This window comes from Pseudarthrobacter sp. BRE9 (assembly GCF_031844305.1).
In the GTDB taxonomy this organism is placed as follows: Bacteria; Actinomycetota; Actinomycetes; order Actinomycetales; family Micrococcaceae; genus Arthrobacter.
In genome coordinates this window covers 122,966-141,087 of sequence record NZ_JAUZUY010000008.1, presented here as the reverse complement: position 1 = coordinate 141,087, position 18,122 = coordinate 122,966, and the positions used below count along the sequence as shown (strand labels likewise).

Below are 18,122 nucleotides of genomic sequence, written 5' to 3'. Positions count from 1 at the left end.
GTTATCTCACCCCGTGTGCGTATCTGCACAGTGGGGGTCTGGTTCGACGCGCAGGGGCAGTCTCTGCGCATCAAGATTGGACTTGGCTGCGCGGTGCGCTGGCCCTGCTAGCCGCGGGCGGTGAGGTCTGCGGAGATGAGCTTCGCGGTGGCCACGATCTCCTGCGCAACTGCCGCCAGGTAGGCTTCCCGGTCCGGCGTCGCCTCCACGGACTGGGCCTGCAGGGAAACGTTGACCGCAGCCACCACCTTGGGCCCGTCAAACACCGGAGCCGCCACCGACATCAGGCCCAGCTCCAGTTCCTGGTCCAGCAGGCACCAGCCCTGGGCACGGACGGTTTCCAGGACGGCCAGCAGCTCCTCGACAGATCCCAGGGCACGCGGCGTGAGCGGTTTGATGTCGGCAGCAGCAAGGTAGGCCTTGAGCTCTGCCGGCGGCACGTGTGCGAGGAGCACCCGGCCCATCGAGGTGGCGTAGGCCGGGAACCGGGTGCCCACGGTGATGCCGATGGTCATGATGCGGCGCGTGGTCACCCGGGCGATGTACGCGATGTCCGTGCCGTCCAGCACGGCGGCCGACGTGGATTCGCCGAGTTTGAGGGAAAGCTCCTCCAGGTGCGGCTGCGCCAGCTGAGGCAGGGACAGCCCCGAAAGGTACGCGTATCCCAACTGCAGGACCTTGGCCGTCAACGCGAACGTCTTGCCGTCGGTGCGCACGTAGCCCAGCTCCACGAGCGTGTGCAGGAACCGGCGTGCCGTGGCCCGGGTCAGGCCGGTGCGGCCTGCCACCTCGGTGAGCGTCATAACCGGACGGTCCGCGTCGAAGGCACGAATCACCGCCAGCCCGCGTGCCAGGGACTGGACGTACTGGTCGCTGGCCTGCGGGGCTGGCTGGATATCTGTACCTGCGGCGTCGGTCATGGTTACCAATCCTAGGGCTGTCCTCAGGCGGCGGCCTTGAGGGGCACCGGTACAAGTTCCTGGAGTTCTTCGAGGGTGCAGCCGAAGGTTTCGCGGACGGTGACGCCGCCGGGGCCGGTGAGGAAGACGCCCTTGTCGGTGTAGACGCGGGTGACGCAGCCGACGCCGGTGATCGGGTAGGTGCAGGACTCGACGATCTTGGAGGCGCCTTCGCGGGTCAGGAGGGTCATCATGACGAAGACGTCCTTCGCCCCGGTAGCCAGGTCCATGGCACCGCCGACGGCGGGAATCGCCCCGGGTGCCCCGGTGTGCCAGTTCGCCAGGTCCCCGGTGGCGGAAACCTGGAAAGCGCCCAGGACGCAGATGTCCAGGTGCCCGCCGCGCATGATCGCGAACGAGTCCGCGTGGTGGAAGTAGGACGCACCGGGGAGCTCGGTCACGGGGATCTTGCCGGCGTTGATGAGGTCACCGTCGATCTGGTCCCCCGCGGCCTCCGGACCCATGCCGAGCATCCCGTTCTCGGTGTGGAGGGTGATGTTCTGCTCGTCGGTGAGGTAGTTGGAGACCAGGGTGGGCTGCCCGATTCCAAGGTTCACGAAGGATCCGGGCGCGATGTCCTTCGCCACGAGCCGGGCGAGGTCGTCGCGACCGAGCGGTGCGGTGGAGGTCTGGAGGGTTGTTGCAGTGGTCATCTCAAGCCACCTTCTCGCTCGTGCCGGCGGTGCGGCTCTCTGACACAGGGACGCGGACAACCGTGTTGACGTAAATACCCGGGGTGACCACGTTTTCCGGGTCCAGCGCCCCGGTGGGGACGATCTCCGAGACCTGGACGATGGTCTGCTTGGCGGCCGCTGCCATGATGGGGCCGAAGTTCCGGGCGGTCTTGCGGTAGACGAGGTTGCCCTTCCCGTCCGCGTTCAGCGCTTTGATCAGTGCGACGTCGGCGTGGATGGGGGTTTCGAACACCTGGCCGCGGCCGTCCAGGAACCGGGTTTCCTTGCCCTCGGCCAGCATGGTGCCGTAACCGGTGGGGGTGAAGAACCCGCCGATCCCGGCTCCGGCTGCGCGGATCCGTTCGGCCAGGTTGCCCTGCGGGACCAGCTCCAGCTCGATTTCCCCGGCCTTGTACTTGGCGTCGAAGTGCCAGGAATCTGACTGCCGCGGGAAGGAGCAGATCATTTTCTTCACCCGGCCTTCCTTGATGAGCAGCGCCAGGCCCTGGTCGCCCTGCCCGGCGTTGTTGTTCACGACGGTCAGGCCGGTGGCGCCGCATTCGAGCAGCGCGTCGATGAGTTCGAACGGCTGGCCGGCGTTGCCGAACCCACCGATCATCACGGTCGAGCCGTCCTTGATGCCGGCCACGGCCTCCTGGACGGAATCTACGAAGTTCAGCATTACTGGTCCTTTCCGGCGGTGACGTTTTCGAGCACGACGGCCAGGCCCTGGCCGACGCCGATGCAGATGGCAGCGACGCCCCAGCGTTCGCCGGAGGCCTGCAGGGACCGGGCCAGGGTGCCCAGGATCCGGGTGCCGGAGGCGCCCAGGGGGTGTCCCATGGCGATGGCGCCGCCGTGCCGGTTGACGATGGCGGGGTCGATGCCCCAGGCGTTGATGCAGGCCAGGGACTGGGCGGCGAAGGCTTCGTTAAGTTCGACGGCGCCCACCTGGTCCCAGCCGATGCCCGCCTTCGCGAGGGCTTTGTTCGCCGCTTCGACGGGTGCGTAGCCGAAGTACTGCGGATCGTTCGCATGCGCCCCGCGTCCGGCGATGCGGGCCAGCGGGTCCAGCCCCAGCAGGCCGGCGGCCGCCTCGGAACCGATCCAGGCCGCGGAGGCGCCGTCGGACAGCGGCGAAGCATTCCCGGCGGTGACTGTGCCGCCCACCTCGGCGCCCTCGGGTTCCTTGCGGAACACGGTCTTCAGCGCCGCCAGCTTCTCGGCGGTGGAACCGGGACGGATGCCCTCGTCCCGCACCAGGTCCGTGCCCGGGACCGGGGCCACGAGGTTGTCGTAGAATCCTTCGTCCCACGCGGCGGCGGACAGGTTGTGGGAGTTCGCTGCAAATTCGTCCTGCGCCTGCCGGCTCACGCCGTACTTCTCGCGCAGCCGCTCGGTGGCCTCACCGAGCGAGATGGTCCATTCCTTCGGCATCGCCTTGTTCACCAGGCGCCAGCCCAGCGTGGTGGACGCCAGCGTCATGTCCCCGGCCGGGTAGGGTTTCTCGGTCTTGGGCAGCACCCAGGGGGCGCGGGACATCGACTCGGCCCCGCCCACCAGCATCAGATCGGCGTCGCCGGCGTTGATCTGCCGCGAGGCGATGATCGCAGCATCCAGCGACGAGCCGCACAGCCGGTTGACCGTGGTACCCGGGATGGACATCGGCAAGCCCGCGAGCAGGGTGCCCATGCGGGCGATGTTGCGGTTTTCCTCGCCGGCGCCGTTGGCGTTGCCGAACACCACCTCGTCAATCCGCTCCGGATCCAGCCCGGGAGCGCGCTTCACGGACTCTTTGATCACGTGCGCTGCAAGGTCGTCCGGGCGGACGGCGGCGAGGCCCGAGCCGAACTTGCCGAACGGGGTGCGCACGGCGTCGTACACAAAAGCCTGGTTCACGGTGTTGTGTCCATTTCTCGAAAGACCTGCTGGGCAGTTTTGAAGGCGGTGTTGGCGGAGGGGACTCCGCAGTAGATCGCGGTCTGCAGCAGGATTTCCTTGATCTCGTCCCTGCTCAGCCCGTTCCGGAGGGCGGCGCGGATGTGCATCGCCAGCTCCTCCCAGTGCCCGTGCGCCACCATGGCGGTGATGGTAACCGCGGAGCGCATCTGCCGCGGGAGCCCGGGCCGGGTCCAGATTCCACCCCAGGCGATCCGCGTGATCATGTCCTGGAAGTCCTCGGTGAACTCATCCTTGTTGGCGTTGGCCCGGTCCACGTGCGCGTCCCCAAGGACTTCGCGCCGGACCACCATGCCGCCGTCGTAAATCTCCTGGCTGGTGGCGTCCGGCTGGACCACCCCGTGCCTCTCATTCCGGCTCATTTGGCTGCCTCCCGTGATTCGGCCCAGGTGACCAGGCTGCGCATGAGGTCGGCAACGTGGGCGGGCGCCTCTGCGGGAGCCAGGTGTGAAATACCCTCGATGGTGACGGCGGTGGCGGTGCCGCCGCCGGCGGTGATTCCGGCCGCGACTTCGTCCGCCATTGCCGGTGTGGAGACGCCGTCCATCGCACCGGCAATGACCTGCGTGGGGACCCGGATGCTGCCCAGTTCCGCGCGGACATCGAAGGCGGCCAGGGCTTCGCAGCAGAAGGCGTAGCTGAAGCGGTCGGCGTCGCGCAGGGAGTGCAGGAGGCGGCTGCTGAACTCGGGTTCGCGGTCCATGAAGCCGGGCGCGAACCACCGCTGGGCGGACCCTTGGATCATCACGGGCGTGCCCTGGGTGCGGACGGTTTCGGCGCGCTCCAGCCAGCCCTCGGGAGTTCCGATTTTGGCTCCGCTGTTCTGGACGGAGAGGCTCTTCAGCCGTTCGCCGTGCTTTACGCCGAGCTGCAGTCCTACGGCGCCGCCCAGGGAGACTCCGGCGTAGTGGAAGGCCTCACCGGGGGCGATGGAATCGACCAGGTCCACGACGGCGTCCGCGAGGGCGGCGACGTCGAACGGTTCGGTGGCGGCGGGTGAGACACCGTGGCCGGGCAGGTCCCAGGCCACAACGTCGTAGTGATTGCCGAGCAGGGTGGCGACCCGGTTCCACAGGACGGATGAGGTGCCCAGGGACGGACCCACTACCAGCAGGGGGTGGTCGCCGAGGGGTCGCTGGGGGGACAGCAGCGCTGCCTTTACGGCCGGTTTAGCCACGGGAAGCTCCATTCGCGTTGGGGGAAACATAGTCGGGAAAGGATGCCAGGATGCGCCGGGAGATGTCCGGGGCCTGACCCAGGTAGCTGCCGGGGTCCAGGAGCTCTTCCAGCCGCTGGTCGGGGACGACGGCGGCGGGGACAGCTTCGCGGAGCAGCTTGCGGTAGGTGCCGGCCTGCTCTGCCGGGGGCGTCTGCAGGGTCTGGTCCACGACGTCCTGCAGCTGCTGCTTGCCGTTGCGCCCGTTGTTCTCCGCCAGCAGCGGTGCCACCGCGGCGCTGACACCCTCGGCCAGCAGCAGCGGGCCCGCGAGATCCAGGTTGCGGCGCATGGCGTCCGGGAAAGCCTGCAGTCCCTCCGCGAGCTCGCGGAGGTGGCCGGCGGCGCCGAGGGCCAGGGCCAGGAGCTGGCGGAGTGCCGGCCATTCGGTGTGCCAGGCGCCGTCTGGGCGTTCATCGTTAAAGTTTGCGGCGGCCATGTGTAACTGGGCAGCCAGGCCGGGCCCCTGCAGTGCGGCACTGCGGACCAGGACAGACAGCACAGGGTTCTGCTTCTGCGGCATGGCGGAGGACACCCCGCGGCCGGCAGCGCGCGGTTCCGCGAGCTCGGCCACCTCGGGCCGGCTCAGGAACAGGACGTCCGCGGCGATCTTGCCGAACGCGTCCAGGACCGAAGCCAGCGCATGCCCAAGGGAGGTGATGGCCAGGCGGTTGGTGTGCCAGGGAGCCGCCGCCGGGGCGAGCCCCAGCTGTGCTGCCAGGGCGTCGGCCAGGGTGAACGGTGTGGCGTGCGTGCCATCCGTCAGCACGGTTCCGGCGGCCAGCGTTCCTGCCGCGCCGCCGAACTGGACGGGAAATTCCAGGCGTTCCAGCTGCCGGCCCGCGGCGGAAAGTCCGTGGAACCACTGCGCAGCCCGGAGCCCAAAGGTGTACGGAAGGGAATGCTGCGTCAGGCTCCTGCCCACGCACAGCGTCTCCGCATGCTGCTCCGCCAGGGCGGCCAGCGCCGTCGTGGTGCCTTTCACATCTGCCAGCACGGCGTGCACGGTGTTGCGGGCCAGCAGCATCAGGGCCGTGTCCAGCACGTCCTGGCTGGTCAGGGAGGTGTGCACGGCCTTCCCGGCGCCGACACCGGCGGCGTCCAGGGCCGCAACATTCTTCCGGAGGTCGGCCAGCAGCGGAATGACGGGGTTGCCGCCGCCCTGGGCTCGCAGCGCAATGCCGGCGAGGTCGTAGCGCCCCGCCTCGGCAGCGGAAGCCACGACGGCGGCGGAACCGGCAGGTGCCAGGCCGGCCCGTTGCAGCACGGCTGCCCAGCCGGACTCGACGGCGAGGATCGCCGCCAGCACTGCCCGGTCCCCTGTCAGTGCTGCCACCAGGGGTGACGCTGACACGGGACTGAGCAGGCCGGCGTCGGCCTCTTCCGCGAAGTCTCGCAGGTTTCCCGGGGCGGTGTTGGTCACTGGAAGTCCAGGAAGACCGTCTCGCCCTCACCCTGGAGGCGGATGTCCCAGGTGAGGCCGCCATCAGGGTCGCGGCGGGCGATCAGCGTCTGGCGGCGCTCCGGTTCCAGCGAGGTGAGCAGCGGATCGTTGGCCAGCGCTTCGGTGTCCTCCGGAAGGTAGATCCGGGTGAACAGGCGGTTGGTCAGGCCGCGGGCAAAGATGGCCACTGAGATGAACGCCGCTGCCCCGGGCTTGGTGGGGCCGGGGTTGACGGTGGTGAAAGTGAAGACGCCGGAATTGCCCACGGCGCCGCGGCCCCACCCGGTGAAGGTGTAGCCGTCGCGGACCAGGGAGCCGGTGCGCTGGACAACCTTGCCCTCGGCGTCCGGCTGCCAGATTTCCAGGATGGCGTCCGGAATGGCCTGGCCGGAGCCGTCGTACACGGTGCCCTGCAGGCGGATGGAGCCGGCTGAACCAGGGGCCAGCAGCTCGTTGTCCTTCTCGAACGGCAGCGCGTAGCCGTAAAAGGGGCCAACGGTCTGGCCCGGGGTGGGAACAAGTTTGGTGCTCATTTTCCTATTCCTCATCACCTTCTGCGCCGAGCGCCTCGTTTTCGGTCCAGGTCCGCTTGGGCCCCGTCAGGACGATGTCCCAGTTGTAGCCCAGGGCCCATTCGGGCTCTGTGAGGCTGTGGTCGTAGGTTGCCACCAGCCGGTCGCGGGCGTCCTGGTCCACGATGGTCTGGTAGATCGGGTCCAGCGGGAAAAGCTGGTCGCCGGGGAAGTACATCTGGGTGATGATGCGCTGGGTGAACTCGGTGCCGAACAGCGAGAAGTGGATGTGTGCCGGGCGCCAGGCATTCAGGTGGTTCTTCCACGGGTACGCGCCGGGCTTGATGGTGGTGAACCGGTAGGAGCCATCCGGGCCGGTGATGCAGCGGCCGATGCCCGTGAAGTTGGGGTCAATGGGTGCAGGATGCTGGTCGCGCTTGTGGATGTAGCGGCCGGACGCATTGGCCTGCCAGATCTCCACGAGCTGGCCCGCCACCGGCCGGCCGTCGCCGTCCAGGACCTTGCCGGAGACGATGATCCGCTCGCCCAGCGGTTCGCCGTTGTGCTGGATGGTCAGGTCGGATTCGAGGGCGTGCACGTCCTGGTGCCCGAACGCCGGCGAGTACAGCTCGATGGTTTCCGGATCCGCGTGGTGCAGGCTCTTGGTGGGGTGGCGCAGGATGCTGCTGCGGTATGGCGGGTAGTCCAGCCGCGGCTGGGTCTCGGCAGTGCCGCCGTCCTTCAACGCTCGCTGGTAGGCCTCGCCGATGGCGTTGATCTCTGCACTGAGGTCCGCCTGTGACTCGATGGCCTTGTCCAGGGGCTGGTGGGCAGCCTTCGGTTCGGCCGGGGGCACGAGTTCCTCCGACTCCAGCTCCGCGGTGATCTCTTCCGGCACGGCTGGCTCCTTTCTGGTTGTTTGTTACTTACGTCTGGGTCTGGGTGGGTCAGCTGCGGTGGAGCGAGTCGTATTGGACTGCGTGGCGGACGGGAGCGTTGGGGGCACCGTAGCCGTCATAACCACCGCGGCGTTCCACCATTTCGAAGAAGACACTTCCCACGGTGGCTGTGTAGAAATGCAGGAATTCGCCGTCGGCGTCCCGGTCAAACAGAAGGTTCAGCTCCTGCAGCGTGGCCAGGAAGCCGGGTTCAAGGTCGAACCGGGCGTCCAGGTCCTCGTAGTAGTTGGCCGGGATCTGCAGGAACTCAAGGCCCCGGTCCCGTGCTGCGCGGGCCGTCGCCACGAGGTCGTCCACCGCGAAGGCGATGTGTTCCTGGTAGGTCTTGCGGACCTCGCTCCTGGCCTGCTGGATGGGGGCGAGGTTCAGGACAAGCCGCACCGCGCCGTCGGAGGTCTGCATGACCTGCGAGCGAACCAGCCCGCCGGGGCTGGGCACCTCCGCGAACGGCTGCGGCTCCAGGGCCAGGGCGCTCGTGTAGAAGAGGACTGCTTCGTCGAAGTGCTGCCACGGCTGGGCAAGGTTGACGTGGTCGATGACCGCGCTGGCCCCCGCGGAGGGGTGTTCCAGCCCTTCCCCGAACTCGTGCGTCCACGCCGCAGTGCCGTCGGGGCTGCCCTGGCAGAGGAAGATTTCGGTGGAGTCCGGCGCGGAGATGCCCTGGAACACTTCCTCGTCCGCCTGGACCTTGCGGGCCACCACGGGGGCCTTGAGCTGCTGGGCCCGGGCGGAGGCAATCACCGGCGAATCGACGTCGAACCCCAGCGCCGCGATGGCGGGCTCGGCATGCTGCGCTGCCTGTTCGTTGATGATCACCCGGGCCTGGCCCATGGTCCAGAGCTGGACGTCCTTGGTGCGGTGCCGGCCTTCGAAGGCGAAGCCGAGCTGGCCCAGGAGTTTCTCCAGCTGTGCGGTGTCGTCGGCCTTGACTTCGGCGAAGTTGAAGCCGGCAGGCTCGTTCACCTTGGGCAGCGTGGCAAGTTCCATGGGATAACGACGGCGGGGCGCGGCGCCGTTGTTTGGCGCCCCTTCGGCGTCCGCGAGCCATTTGGCGCTCTGCTCCTCAAGCCAGATGAGCGACCGCATGGCGTCGACGGCCGTGCGCTCCACGTCCGACTGGCGGAAGACGTCGTTGAAGACCTCGAGCGACACAGGGCCGGTGTAGCCGGCGCGGACCACGTGGCCCATGAACTTGGCCAGCTCGAACTGGCCTTCACCCGGGAAGACCCGGTAGTGCCGGCTCCAGGACAGTACGTCCATGGAGAGCTTGGGGGCGTCCGCCACCTGGACGAAGAAGATCTTCTCCGGGTTGAACCCCTCGATGTGGGAGGTTTCCCAGTCCCGGGACAGGATGTGGAAGGAGTCCAGGCAGGTCCCCAGGTTGGGGTGGTCCACCATCTCCACCAGCCGGTAGGCGTGTTCGTAGTCGTTGACGTACTTGCCCCAGGCCAACGCTTCATACGCCACCTTGACGCCATGGTCGCCGGCGAGGTTCGCCAGCTGTGCCAGCTGTTCGGCGCGGAGGCCGTCGTCGTCGATGGTGGCCGTGGCAACGTTGGAGCAGACCAGGATGGTGTCCATGCCCAGCCGGGACATGAGCTTGAACTTGGCCTCGGCGCGCCGGAGGTTGGCCTTGAGCAGGTCCGGGGTGACGCCGTCGAAGTCGCGGAACGGCTGGTAAAGGTCCAGGCCCAGGCCCAGGTCGGCGGCCATCTTCCGCACGTCTTCGGGGCTGAGCGGTGAGGTGACCAGGTCCTGTTCGAAGATTTCGATGCCGTCGAAGCCTGCGATGGCGCAGGCTTGCATCTTCTCCTTCAGGGTGCCGGACAGGCAGACGGTGGCGATTCCGGTGCGCATCAGGCGGCCACCTCCTCGGCGGCAACAAGCTCAAGGAAGTGGCTGCGCATGCGGTCCGGGTCGGCGGCCAGGCCGGTGAAGATCCGGAATGCATCCGAGGCCTGGCCCACGGCCATCCGGCCGCCGTCGAGGACGTTGCAGCCCTTGGCCCGGGCCCCGCGGACCAGCTCGGTGTCGATGGGGCGGTAGACGATGTCCGCCACCCAGTGCCGGGGCTCCAGCAGGTCCAGGTCCAGCGGGACGCCGGGATGGGCGGCCATGCCCACCGGGGTGCAGTGAACCAGGCCGTCGGCCGTGCGCATCAGCTGCGGCAGCTCCGCCGTCGTGCCTGCCGTCACGGTGCTGTCCGGGAAGAAGCCGGCCAGCTCGGCAGCCCGGGCCCCGGCCCGCGCGGGGTCCATATCCACCAGGTGCAGCATGCGGACGCCAGCGGTCAACAGGGCGTAGGCGACGGCGGACCCCGCGCCCCCGGCGCCAAGCTGCACCACACGGTCCAGCTTCGCGCCGGGCAGGCCGGAGGCGAGTGCGGCGGCAAAGCCGGAGAAGTCGGTGTTGTGGCCGATGAATCGGCCGTCGCGGATCACCACGGTGTTGACGGCCCCGAGCCGCCGGGCGTCCGGGCTGACCTCGTCCAGGTGCTGCAGGACAAGCTGCTTGCAGGGGTGCGTGATGTTCAGGCCGTTGAAGCCCAGCGTGCGGGCACTGTGCAGGATGGCGCCGACCGACTCTCCGGTCAGGCCCAGCTCCAGCAGGTCGATGGGGCGGTACAGGTAGCGCAGGCCCTGCACGTCACCTTCCCGTTCGTGCATGGGCGGCGTGAGCGATGGCGTGACGCCGTCACCAACCAGTCCCACCAGGTAGGACTCAGTTCGATTGCTCATGCGTGCAGCTCCTTCGGTACGGCACCGGGCAGTCGCGGAACGTGGGCCGCGCTGCAGGGTGACAGGGATTACGGTACATCAATTGTTCACTTATCGCACTCTTGTTCTAGATACGAACAACGACGAGGTTCAAAGACAGAAAGTTGCCCTGATTGCTACCGCTGCGGAAGCCTGGCGGCCAGCTCCGCCGCGGCTTCCTGCAGCAGCGGGACGTGGGCCTTCAACTCCTCAAGGCCCAGCCGGAACACCGGCACGGCAGTTGCCAGGGATGCGAACGCGTGCCCCTGGCTGTTGAGCAGCGGGACTGCCACAGCACGCATGCCGGCCTCGTTTTCCTCGTCCATGACGGCGTAGCCCTGCCGCCGCACCTTCTCAATTTCTGCGCGGAACGCATCCCGATCGGTGATGGACTTTTCAGTGAGCCCCTCAAGCGGCAGCTCCGCCAGGAGCCTTTCCCGCTCCGCGTCCTCGGCGAAAGCCACCAGGGCCTTTCCGACGGCGGTGGTGGACAGGGAGCCCAGATGGCCGGGGTCACTGGTTACCCGGAAGATCTGCGGGCCGTCCACCTTGCTGACCGTCAGGTGGTGGTGGCCGTCGCGGACGCTAAGGATGGTCGCCTCACCGGTCTCGGCAGTAACGCGGCGCAGGACCGGCATGGCCGTACCGGCGAAGCCATGATGGTTGGACACGCGCTGGCCCAGCTGGAAGATGCGCAGGCCCAGATGGTAGCGGCGGCCGTCCGGCTCATAGTCCACAAAGCCGTCCCGGGCCAAGGAGCCAAGGAGCCGGTAGGTGGTGCTGAAGGGCAGCTCCGCCCGCCGCGATATCTCGGCGGCGCTTGCCCCGCGGGGCTCGTCCCCCAGCAGTACCAGGAGGCCCAGCGCCTTGCCCACCATATCGGTCCGGTCGGCCCCCTTCCTGCCGCCGGCGCCGGGCCCGATGCCCACCTCTTCGGGCAATTCCGCAGGCTGGGGCTGAACGTCATCGTTCACTGTGGCTTGGTTCACACTCATGCTTCGATGTTGCCACAATGTGAGAGCTATTTCTACCTAGTGATTATTTTCTTGACAAGTGACAGCCCTCACAGCCATAGTTTCTGTATCGCACAAGTAGCTCCCACCATGTGGCTACGAATGCCGGGTCTTCTTCCGGACTCCAGCCGCATCGCGCCCCGCCCGCACCAAGGCAACGGCGGCTGCGACCCCCAGATCCATCAGCGACAATGTCGTCACACCAAAGGAACACCATGAGCCAGACACTTCCGTCCGCCGGGGCGGGTGCCCTCACCTCTGCCGGGACGCCCAAGAAGGCCGCCCTCGCCAGCTTCCTGGGCAGCGCGGTCGAATACTACGATTTCTTCATCTTCGGATCCGCTGCGGCACTGATCTTCCCCAAGGTCTTCTTCCCCGATGCAGACACCAACGCCGCCATCATGTCCTTCGCCACCTTCGGCTTCGCCTACGTGGCACGTCCCGTGGGGGCCATCATCCTGGGCCACTTCGGTGACCGGGTGGGCCGCCGGAAGGTCCTGATGTTCACCCTGCTGCTCATGGGCGGCTCCACCTTCATCATCGGCTGCCTGCCGGACTTCCACACCGTCGGCTGGTGGGCTCCTGTACTGCTGGTGCTCGCACGTCTCTGCCAGGGCCTCTCCGCCGCCGGTGAGCAGGCCGGCGCCTCCTCCATGACGCTGGAGCACGCCCCGGACAACCGCCGCTCGTTCTTCACTTCCTGGACCCTGACCGGTACGCAGGGCGGCCAGATCCTCGCGGCCCTGGTGTTCATTCCCGTCCTGGCCCTGCCGGATGAGATTAAGTTCGGCATCGGCTGGCGGATCCCGTTCTGGCTCAGCGCCGTGGTGGTCGTGGTCGCATTCCTTATCCGCCGCACCCTGCATGAGCCGCCCGCGTTCGAGGAAGCCCGCAAGAACGCCCAGATCGCCAAGCTTCCCGTGGCGGACCTGCTCAAGGGCCACTGGCGCGACGTCCTCCGCGTGATCTGCTGCGCCTTCATCGCTGCCGTGTCCACCGTGTTCGGCACCCTGGCCATCAGCTACGCCAAGACCGTGGCGGGAGTGGACGGAACCACCACCCTCTGGCTGGTGGTGGGCGCCAACCTGGTCGCCCTGGGCACGCAACCGCTCTTTGGAATGCTTGCGGACAAGATTGGCCGCAAGCCGGTCTTCATCTACGGCGCCCTGGCCAGCGCGGCCCTGACCCCAGTGTTCCTGCTCAGCCTGGAGTCCGGCAGCGTCCCCCTGATGTTCCTGGCCGCCATCGGCTACTTCTCCGGCGGCTATGCAGCAGCCAACGCCGTCTGGCCGTCCTTCTACGCCGAGATGTTCAGCACCAAGGTCCGGTTCTCCGGCCTGGCCATCGGCACCCAGCTGGGCTTCCTGATGGCAGGGTTCGCACCGGCCATCGTGGCTGCCATGGGCGGCATCAAGCCCGGAGGCTGGGTCCAGATCAGCATCTTCACCGCCATCATCTGCGCCGTTGCGGCAGTCTCGGCGCTGACCGCCAAGGAGTCCTTCCGGACCCCCACCAAGCTGCTGGGCCTGAAGTAGGCACCTGAAAGCGTCCACACTGGCCCGGTTTTGAAGCCGGAAAGCCCGCCATTCCCCCAAATGGCGGGCTTTCCCCTCTTAAAACTGGGCTGCTTTGGCCCAGGCCTGGCCTGAGCCCCCGCTACGCCCGTCCGGTCTCCAGCACCGAGGCCAGGTCAAAGTTGACCGGCTCCTCCAGTTGCTCATAGGTGCATGACTCCGGGTCCCGGTCCGGCCGCCAGCGGTTGAACTGGGCGGTGTGCCGGAACCTGTCGCCCTCCATGTGGTCGTAGCGGACTTCCACCACCAGTTCCGGGCGAAGCGGAACGAAGGACAGGTCCTTCCCGGCGCTCCACCTGCTGCCTTCGGCGTTCCGCGGCGTCCGCTCCCCTTCTTCCTGCTTGGCCCACGCCCACGGGTGGTTGTCGAAATCGGTCACCAGCGGCTGGAGCTGGTCAAACAATTCCTTGCGGCGCTTCATCGGGAAGGCGCCGATCACGCCTACGCTCGCCAGGCCGCCGTCGTCCTTGTAGAGGCCCAGCAGCAGGGAGCCGATGGCGTCCGGTCCGCTTTTGTGGAGCCGGTAGCCGGCCACCACGCAGTCCGCCGTGCGCTCGTGCTTGACCTTGAACATGACCCGCTTGTCCGGCTCGTACCGGCCGTCCAGGCGCTTGGCCACAATGCCGTCCAGCCCGGCCCCCTCGAACTGTTCGAACCACTGCGCGGCGGTGTGCTTGTCCGTGGTGGCGGCGGTGAGGTGGACCGGTACGCTGCTGGCCGCGAGCGCCTTCTCCAGCGCCGCCCGCCGTTCCGAAAACGGCCTGGCGGTGTAGTCGTCGTCGCCGAGCGCCAGCAGGTCGAATGCCACGAAGCTCGCCGGGGTTTGTTGGGCCAGGAGCTTCACCCGGCTGGCGGCGGGGTGGATGCGCTGCTGCAGGGCGTCGAAATCCAGCCGGTCCCCGGAAGCCCCCACGAGGATGATCTCGCCGTCCACCACGCAGCGCGGCGGCAGGTTTTCCTTCAGCGCCGCAACGAGCTCCGGGAAGTAGCGGGTCATGGGCTTCTCGTTGCGGCTGCCGATCTCAAGGTCGTCACCGTCCCTGAAGATGATGGACCGGAAGCCGTCCCACTTGGGCTCGTAACTGAGGTCCCCGCTTCCTGGAATGCCGTCAATGCCGCTGACGGCCTTGGCGAGCATGGGCGGGACGGGCGGCATCACGGGAAGTTCCATAGTGCCCATTCTTGCCCGGCCCACGCCCTGGACGGTAGGGCGCCACGGCGCCGGAAGGGTTTTCAGCCGGCCAGGAGCCAGACCACCAGCACCAGCACGGGCGCCGCGGCGGCCGTGGAGAGCAGGATCGTTTCCCGCGCCACCGCCACGCCTTTCCCGTATTTGCTGGCAAACAGGAACACGTTCTGGGCCGAGGGCAGCGCGGCCATGAGCACCACGCCCAGCAGCATGTGGTGGTCCAGGTCAAAGAGGAAGCGGCCGACGACGAACGCCACCGCCGGCATCACCGCGGACTTGAGTGCCGTGGCAGTAAGGATTTCGGCCGTGTGGCCGCCGCTCCGAAGCATTTTGGTCCCGTGCAGCGACATCCCGAAAGCCAGCAGCACCACGGGGACGGCCGCGCCGCCCAGGAGCGTCAGCGGCGCCATCACCGGGGGCGGGGGCTGCACGTGCAACGCGGCCAGGACCACGCCCAGGAGCGAGGCAATGATCATGGGGTTCCGGAACGGCTGGGTCAGCATGAGCCGGGGCGAGAACCGGCCGGCCTCCGAGAGGTCCAGCAGGGTCAGGACCAGCGGGGCGAACAGGAGCAACTGGACCAGCAGGACCGGAGCTACGGGGGTAGCGTCCCCCAGGGCGTACAGCGTGATGGGGATGCCGATGTTGTTGGCGTTGACATAGGAGCCGGCCATCGCGCCCACGGCCGTTTCAGCCAGCGGCCTTCGGAACCAGATCCGGCTGGCGGCGACATAAAGAAGCGCGGTGACCGCCGCGGTGATCAGGGCGAGCGGAACATAAGCGGAAAAGACCACGGAAAGGTCCGATTTCAGCACCACGGTGAAGAGCAGCACCGGGTTGGTGATGAAGAAGGCGGTACGGGTCAGTGCCGAGATGGTGGGTTCGTCGCCCAGCCCGCAACGCGCAGCGATGTATCCCACGCCGATGACGACGCCGATCACCGCCAGTCCGATGAGCACACCGCCCACTTGGCATACTTCCTTCCGGTTCCGCCCCGCCCTGCACGGCGGCAGGACAAAGGACTACAAGTCTCAAACTTATCGGACAAGCAGGCCATGCTGTCGCCACCTGTCGCCAGGGCAGCGCCGGATACCCCTCGACAGGCGGCCTGCCGGACGGTACAGCTTAACGATGGTTACCGTCGGCTTCCACGCATCCCACGAACAGATCAGTCCCGGCCAGTTGCTCAAGGACGTCCAGCACGCGGAACGGGCGGGCTTTGACGCGGCCATGTGCTCGGACCATATCGAGCCGTGGTCCGCCCGGCAGGGGCACTCCGGCTTCGCGTGGTCGTGGCTGGGCGCGGCGCTGGCCACCACCAGCCTGCGGTTCGGCGTGGTGACCGCACCGGGCCAGCGCTACCACCCCGCCATCATCGCCCACGCCTCCGCAACCCTGGCCTGCATGTTCCCCGGCAGGTTCTGGTTTGCCCCCGGCAGCGGCGAAAACATGAACGAGCACATCACCGGTGACCCCTGGCCAGCCAAAGACCTCCGGCAGCGCCGGCTGGAAGAATGCGTGGACGTAATCCGCCGCCTTCACCGCGGCGAGGAAGTCACCCACCGCGGTCTGGTGACCGTGGAGCAGGCGCGGATCTGGGACGTCCCCGATTCCCCGCCCCCGCTCATCGCCCCGGCCATCAGCGTGGACACGGCCCGCCGGGCGGCAGCCTGGGCGGACGGCCTGGTCACCGTCAACCAGCCGGCGCCCAAGCTGCGGGACATGCTCGCCGCCTACCGGGACAACGGTGGCAAGGGCAAAGCGGTTTTGCAGGTGCACTTGTCCTGGGCAGGAACTGAGGACGAGGCGGTTGCCGTTGCGTTGGAGCAGTGGCGGACAAACACTTTCGCACCACCCATCCCCTGGGACCTGCCCTCCGCGGGCCATTTCGACGGGGTTGGCGGGCACGTGGGCGAGGAGCAGGTCCGCGGCACCGTGAACGTTTCAGCCAGTCTGGGCCGGCACGTGGACTGGCTGGCTGAATACGCGGAGCTGGGCTTCGACGAGCTGTACCTGCACTTCGTGGGGCAGGTCCAGGGTCCTTTCATCGACGCATTCGCCGCACAGGTGCTCCCGCAGGTGCGCACCGCCGGCGGTACCCCCACGGAACCGCAGCTGGCGGCGGCGGCTGCCAACCCGGCGTCGGACGCTCCAGCGTGAACATCGCTGAGACGTCCGACCTGTGGTGGAAAACCGCGGTGATCTACTGCCTGGACGTGGAGACCTTTTTTGACGACGACGGCGACGGCACCGGCGACTTCGCCGGCCTGACCCAGCGCGTGGACTACCTCGCGGCACTGGGCGTGAACTGCATCTGGCTCATGCCGTTCTACCCGTCGCCGGACAGGGACGACGGCTACGACGTGACGGACTTTTTCGACGTCGACCGGCGGTTCGGCACGCTGGGCGACTTCGTGGAGTTCATCCGCACCGCAAAGGACCGGGGCATCCGGGTCATCGCGGACTTCGTGGTGAACCACACCTCGAACCGGCACCCCTGGTTCCTCGAGGCCCGCACGTCGGTGGACAACGCGTACCGCGACTACTACGTCTGGCGGAGCGACCCTCCGCCGGACACGTCATCGGAAGTGGTTTTTCCGGGCGAACAAACCTCCATCTGGACCCGGGACGATGCCACCGGGGAGTGGTACCTGCACATGTTCATGGAGCACCAGCCGGACCTCAACGTCACCAACCCGGCAGTACGCAACGAGATCGCCAAAGCCATGGGCCTGTGGCTGGAGCTCGGGCTGGACGGTTTCCGGCTGGATGCCGTGCCGTTCTTCCTGGAAACCCGCGGCGCCCCCAAGGACGAGGCGGCCAACATCAACCCGCACGACTACCTCAGCGCCCTGCGCAGCTTCCTCAACAGGCGCAATGGTGGGGCGGTGCTGCTGGGCGAGGTGAACCTGCCGTACAAGGAACAACTTGAGTATTTCGGCGGCGCCGAAGGTAACGAGCTGAACATGCAGTTCGACTTCATGGCCATGCAGCACATCTACCTGTCGCTCGCCAGGCAGGACGCCCGGCCGCTGGCCGAGACGCTGAAGACGCGTCCCAGGCTGCACCCGGACAACCACTGGGCCATGTTCGTGCGCAACCATGACGAGCTCACCCTGGATAAACTCAGCGACCGTGAGCGGCAGGAGGTTTTTGCCGCGTTCGGGCCGGACAAGAACATGCAGCTCTACGGCCGGGGACTGCGCCGACGACTGCCGCCGATGCTGGATGGCGACGCCGACCGGATCCGGATGGTCTACTCCCTGATGTTCTCCCTGCCCGGGACGCCGGTGCTCTTCTACGGCGAAGAGATTGGAATGGGCGAGGACCTGCGGCAGAAGGGCCGCGCCGCCGTCCGCACGCCCATGCAGTGGAACGATGAAAAGAACGGCGGCTTCTCGAGTGCCAAGGCATCCGAACTGGTGGTCCCGCTGGTGCGCGGGGAGTATGGTCCGGAGAAGGTCAATGCCGCCGCCGCCAAGCGGGATCCCGCCTCCCTGTGGAACTTCATGGCCACGCTCATCCAGCGGTACCGCGAATCGCCGGAGCTCGGCTGGGGCGAATTCGCCGTGATCGAGCAGCCGGAGCCTGCTGTCTTCGCCCATCGCTGCAGCTCTTCGGAGGCCAGCGTGGTGCTGCTGCACAACTTCGGCGAAGCGCCCGTCAAGGTCACGGCGAACGCCGGGCCGGTCGACGGCCCGCCGGGAGCGTTCCGGGACGCCATGCTGCTGGACCTGTTCGACGGCGGCAACGTCCCCCTGGAGCCCGACGGCGGCTTCACGGTGGAGCTGGGCCGCTACGGCTACCGCTGGTTCCGCATGCACCGGAGAGGCGACCGGCTGGCACCGTAACCCGCCGCCCGCCGTC

At 67.5% G+C, this 18,122-nt stretch carries 17 protein-coding genes; 3 read left to right on the top strand and 14 right to left on the bottom strand.

Features of this window, described 5'->3' with window-relative positions; genetic code table 11:
- Nucleotides 1-107: 107 nt before the first annotated feature.
- The 12 genes from Q9R31_RS15145 to Q9R31_RS15090 all read right to left on the bottom strand — a co-directional run bounded on the left by Q9R31_RS15145 (nt 108) and on the right by Q9R31_RS15090 (nt 11,474).
- A complete protein-coding gene (locus Q9R31_RS15145) occupies nt 108-920 on the bottom strand; it encodes an IclR family transcriptional regulator C-terminal domain-containing protein (protein ID WP_311263532.1) in 813 nt (270 codons plus the stop codon).
- A gap of 23 nt (nt 921-943) precedes the next feature.
- Nucleotides 944-1,612, bottom strand: coding sequence for a 3-oxoacid CoA-transferase subunit B (locus tag Q9R31_RS15140; protein ID WP_311263531.1), 669 nt, complete (start codon nt 1,610-1,612; stop codon nt 944-946).
- 1 nt (nt 1,613) lies between these two features.
- Entirely contained in the window at nt 1,614-2,315 is a 702-nt protein-coding gene (locus tag Q9R31_RS15135) for a 3-oxoacid CoA-transferase subunit A (RefSeq protein WP_311263530.1), read from the bottom strand.
- A complete protein-coding gene (locus Q9R31_RS15130; protein ID WP_311263529.1) occupies nt 2,315-3,532 on the bottom strand; it encodes a thiolase family protein in 1,218 nt (405 codons plus the stop codon). The genes Q9R31_RS15135 and Q9R31_RS15130 overlap by 1 nt, the downstream gene beginning before the upstream one ends.
- Nucleotides 3,529-3,954 carry a 4-carboxymuconolactone decarboxylase gene (gene pcaC, locus Q9R31_RS15125; protein WP_311263528.1) on the bottom strand — a complete coding sequence of 142 codons (426 nt, stop codon included), beginning with the start codon at nt 3,952-3,954 and terminating at the stop codon, nt 3,529-3,531. Before pcaC ends, Q9R31_RS15130 begins: the two co-directional genes overlap by 4 nt.
- A complete protein-coding gene (locus Q9R31_RS15120; RefSeq protein ID WP_311263527.1) occupies nt 3,951-4,769 on the bottom strand; it encodes an alpha/beta fold hydrolase in 819 nt (272 codons plus the stop codon). The genes pcaC and Q9R31_RS15120 overlap by 4 nt, the downstream gene beginning before the upstream one ends.
- Nucleotides 4,762-6,231, bottom strand: coding sequence for a lyase family protein (locus Q9R31_RS15115; protein ID WP_311263526.1), 1,470 nt, complete (start codon nt 6,229-6,231; stop codon nt 4,762-4,764). The genes Q9R31_RS15120 and Q9R31_RS15115 overlap by 8 nt, the downstream gene beginning before the upstream one ends.
- On the bottom strand, nt 6,228-6,785 hold the full coding sequence (pcaG, locus tag Q9R31_RS15110) for a protocatechuate 3,4-dioxygenase subunit alpha (protein WP_311263525.1): 558 nt from the start codon (nt 6,783-6,785) through the stop codon (nt 6,228-6,230). Before pcaG ends, Q9R31_RS15115 begins: the two co-directional genes overlap by 4 nt.
- Nucleotides 6,786-6,789: 4 nt before the next feature.
- On the bottom strand, nt 6,790-7,662 hold the full coding sequence (gene pcaH / locus Q9R31_RS15105) for a protocatechuate 3,4-dioxygenase subunit beta (RefSeq protein WP_311263524.1): 873 nt from the start codon (nt 7,660-7,662) through the stop codon (nt 6,790-6,792).
- A 49-nt stretch (nt 7,663-7,711) separates the two neighbouring features.
- The gene (locus Q9R31_RS15100) at nt 7,712-9,580 is read right to left on the bottom strand and encodes a TIM barrel protein (RefSeq protein WP_311263523.1); all 1,869 of its coding nucleotides are present in this window, start codon (nt 9,578-9,580) and stop codon (nt 7,712-7,714) included.
- A complete protein-coding gene (locus Q9R31_RS15095) occupies nt 9,580-10,461 on the bottom strand; it encodes a shikimate dehydrogenase (protein WP_311263522.1) in 882 nt (293 codons plus the stop codon). Before Q9R31_RS15095 ends, Q9R31_RS15100 begins: the two co-directional genes overlap by 1 nt.
- Before the next feature lie 155 nt (nt 10,462-10,616).
- Nucleotides 10,617-11,474, bottom strand: a complete 858-nt coding sequence (locus tag Q9R31_RS15090; RefSeq protein WP_311263521.1) for an IclR family transcriptional regulator — start codon at nt 11,472-11,474, stop codon at nt 10,617-10,619.
- Between the two features lie 233 nt (nt 11,475-11,707).
- Between Q9R31_RS15090 and Q9R31_RS15085 the strand changes: the two genes are divergently transcribed.
- Entirely contained in the window at nt 11,708-13,027 is a 1,320-nt protein-coding gene (locus tag Q9R31_RS15085) for an MFS transporter (RefSeq protein ID WP_311263520.1), read from the top strand.
- 121 nt (nt 13,028-13,148) lie between these two features.
- Here the strand turns inward: Q9R31_RS15085 and Q9R31_RS15080 are convergent, their stop codons facing one another.
- Both Q9R31_RS15080 and Q9R31_RS15075 read right to left on the bottom strand, forming a co-directional pair.
- A complete protein-coding gene (locus Q9R31_RS15080) occupies nt 13,149-14,237 on the bottom strand; it encodes an ATP-dependent DNA ligase (protein WP_311263519.1) in 1,089 nt (362 codons plus the stop codon).
- Nucleotides 14,238-14,299: 62 nt separating this feature from the next.
- Nucleotides 14,300-15,223: an AEC family transporter gene (locus tag Q9R31_RS15075; RefSeq protein ID WP_311263518.1), complete on the bottom strand. Its 924-nt coding sequence runs from the start codon at nt 15,221-15,223 to the stop codon at nt 14,300-14,302.
- A gap of 163 nt (nt 15,224-15,386) precedes the next feature.
- Here Q9R31_RS15075 and Q9R31_RS15070 point away from each other — a divergent pair, with 163 nt between their 5' ends.
- Complete coding sequence (locus tag Q9R31_RS15070) at nt 15,387-16,415, top strand: TIGR03885 family FMN-dependent LLM class oxidoreductase (RefSeq protein WP_311263517.1); 1,029 nt, start codon at nt 15,387-15,389, stop codon at nt 16,413-16,415.
- On the top strand, nt 16,412-18,106 hold the full coding sequence (locus Q9R31_RS15065) for an alpha-amylase family protein (protein WP_311263516.1): 1,695 nt from the start codon (nt 16,412-16,414) through the stop codon (nt 18,104-18,106). Before Q9R31_RS15070 ends, Q9R31_RS15065 begins: the two co-directional genes overlap by 4 nt.
- Nucleotides 18,107-18,122 lie beyond the last annotated feature (16 nt).

Coding starts and splice junctions, on each gene's coding strand:
- Q9R31_RS15145 (WP_311263532.1), bottom strand. CDS start 920: ATGACCGACGCCGCAGGTACAGATATCCAGCCAGCCCCGCAGGCCAGC.
- Q9R31_RS15140 (WP_311263531.1), bottom strand. CDS start 1,612: ATGACCACTGCAACAACCCTCCAGACCTCCACCGCACCGCTCGGTCGC.
- Q9R31_RS15135 (WP_311263530.1), bottom strand. CDS start 2,315: ATGCTGAACTTCGTAGATTCCGTCCAGGAGGCCGTGGCCGGCATCAAG.
- pcaC (WP_311263528.1), bottom strand. CDS start 3,954: ATGAGCCGGAATGAGAGGCACGGGGTGGTCCAGCCGGACGCCACCAGC.
- pcaG (WP_311263525.1), bottom strand. CDS start 6,785: ATGAGCACCAAACTTGTTCCCACCCCGGGCCAGACCGTTGGCCCCTTT.
- Q9R31_RS15100 (WP_311263523.1), bottom strand. CDS start 9,580: ATGCGCACCGGAATCGCCACCGTCTGCCTGTCCGGCACCCTGAAGGAG.
- Q9R31_RS15095 (WP_311263522.1), bottom strand. CDS start 10,461: ATGAGCAATCGAACTGAGTCCTACCTGGTGGGACTGGTTGGTGACGGC.
- Q9R31_RS15090 (WP_311263521.1), bottom strand. CDS start 11,474: ATGAGTGTGAACCAAGCCACAGTGAACGATGACGTTCAGCCCCAGCCT.
- Q9R31_RS15085 (WP_311263520.1), top strand. CDS start 11,708: ATGAGCCAGACACTTCCGTCCGCCGGGGCGGGTGCCCTCACCTCTGCC.
- Q9R31_RS15080 (WP_311263519.1), bottom strand. CDS start 14,237: ATGGAACTTCCCGTGATGCCGCCCGTCCCGCCCATGCTCGCCAAGGCC.
- Q9R31_RS15070 (WP_311263517.1), top strand. CDS start 15,387: ATGGTTACCGTCGGCTTCCACGCATCCCACGAACAGATCAGTCCCGGC.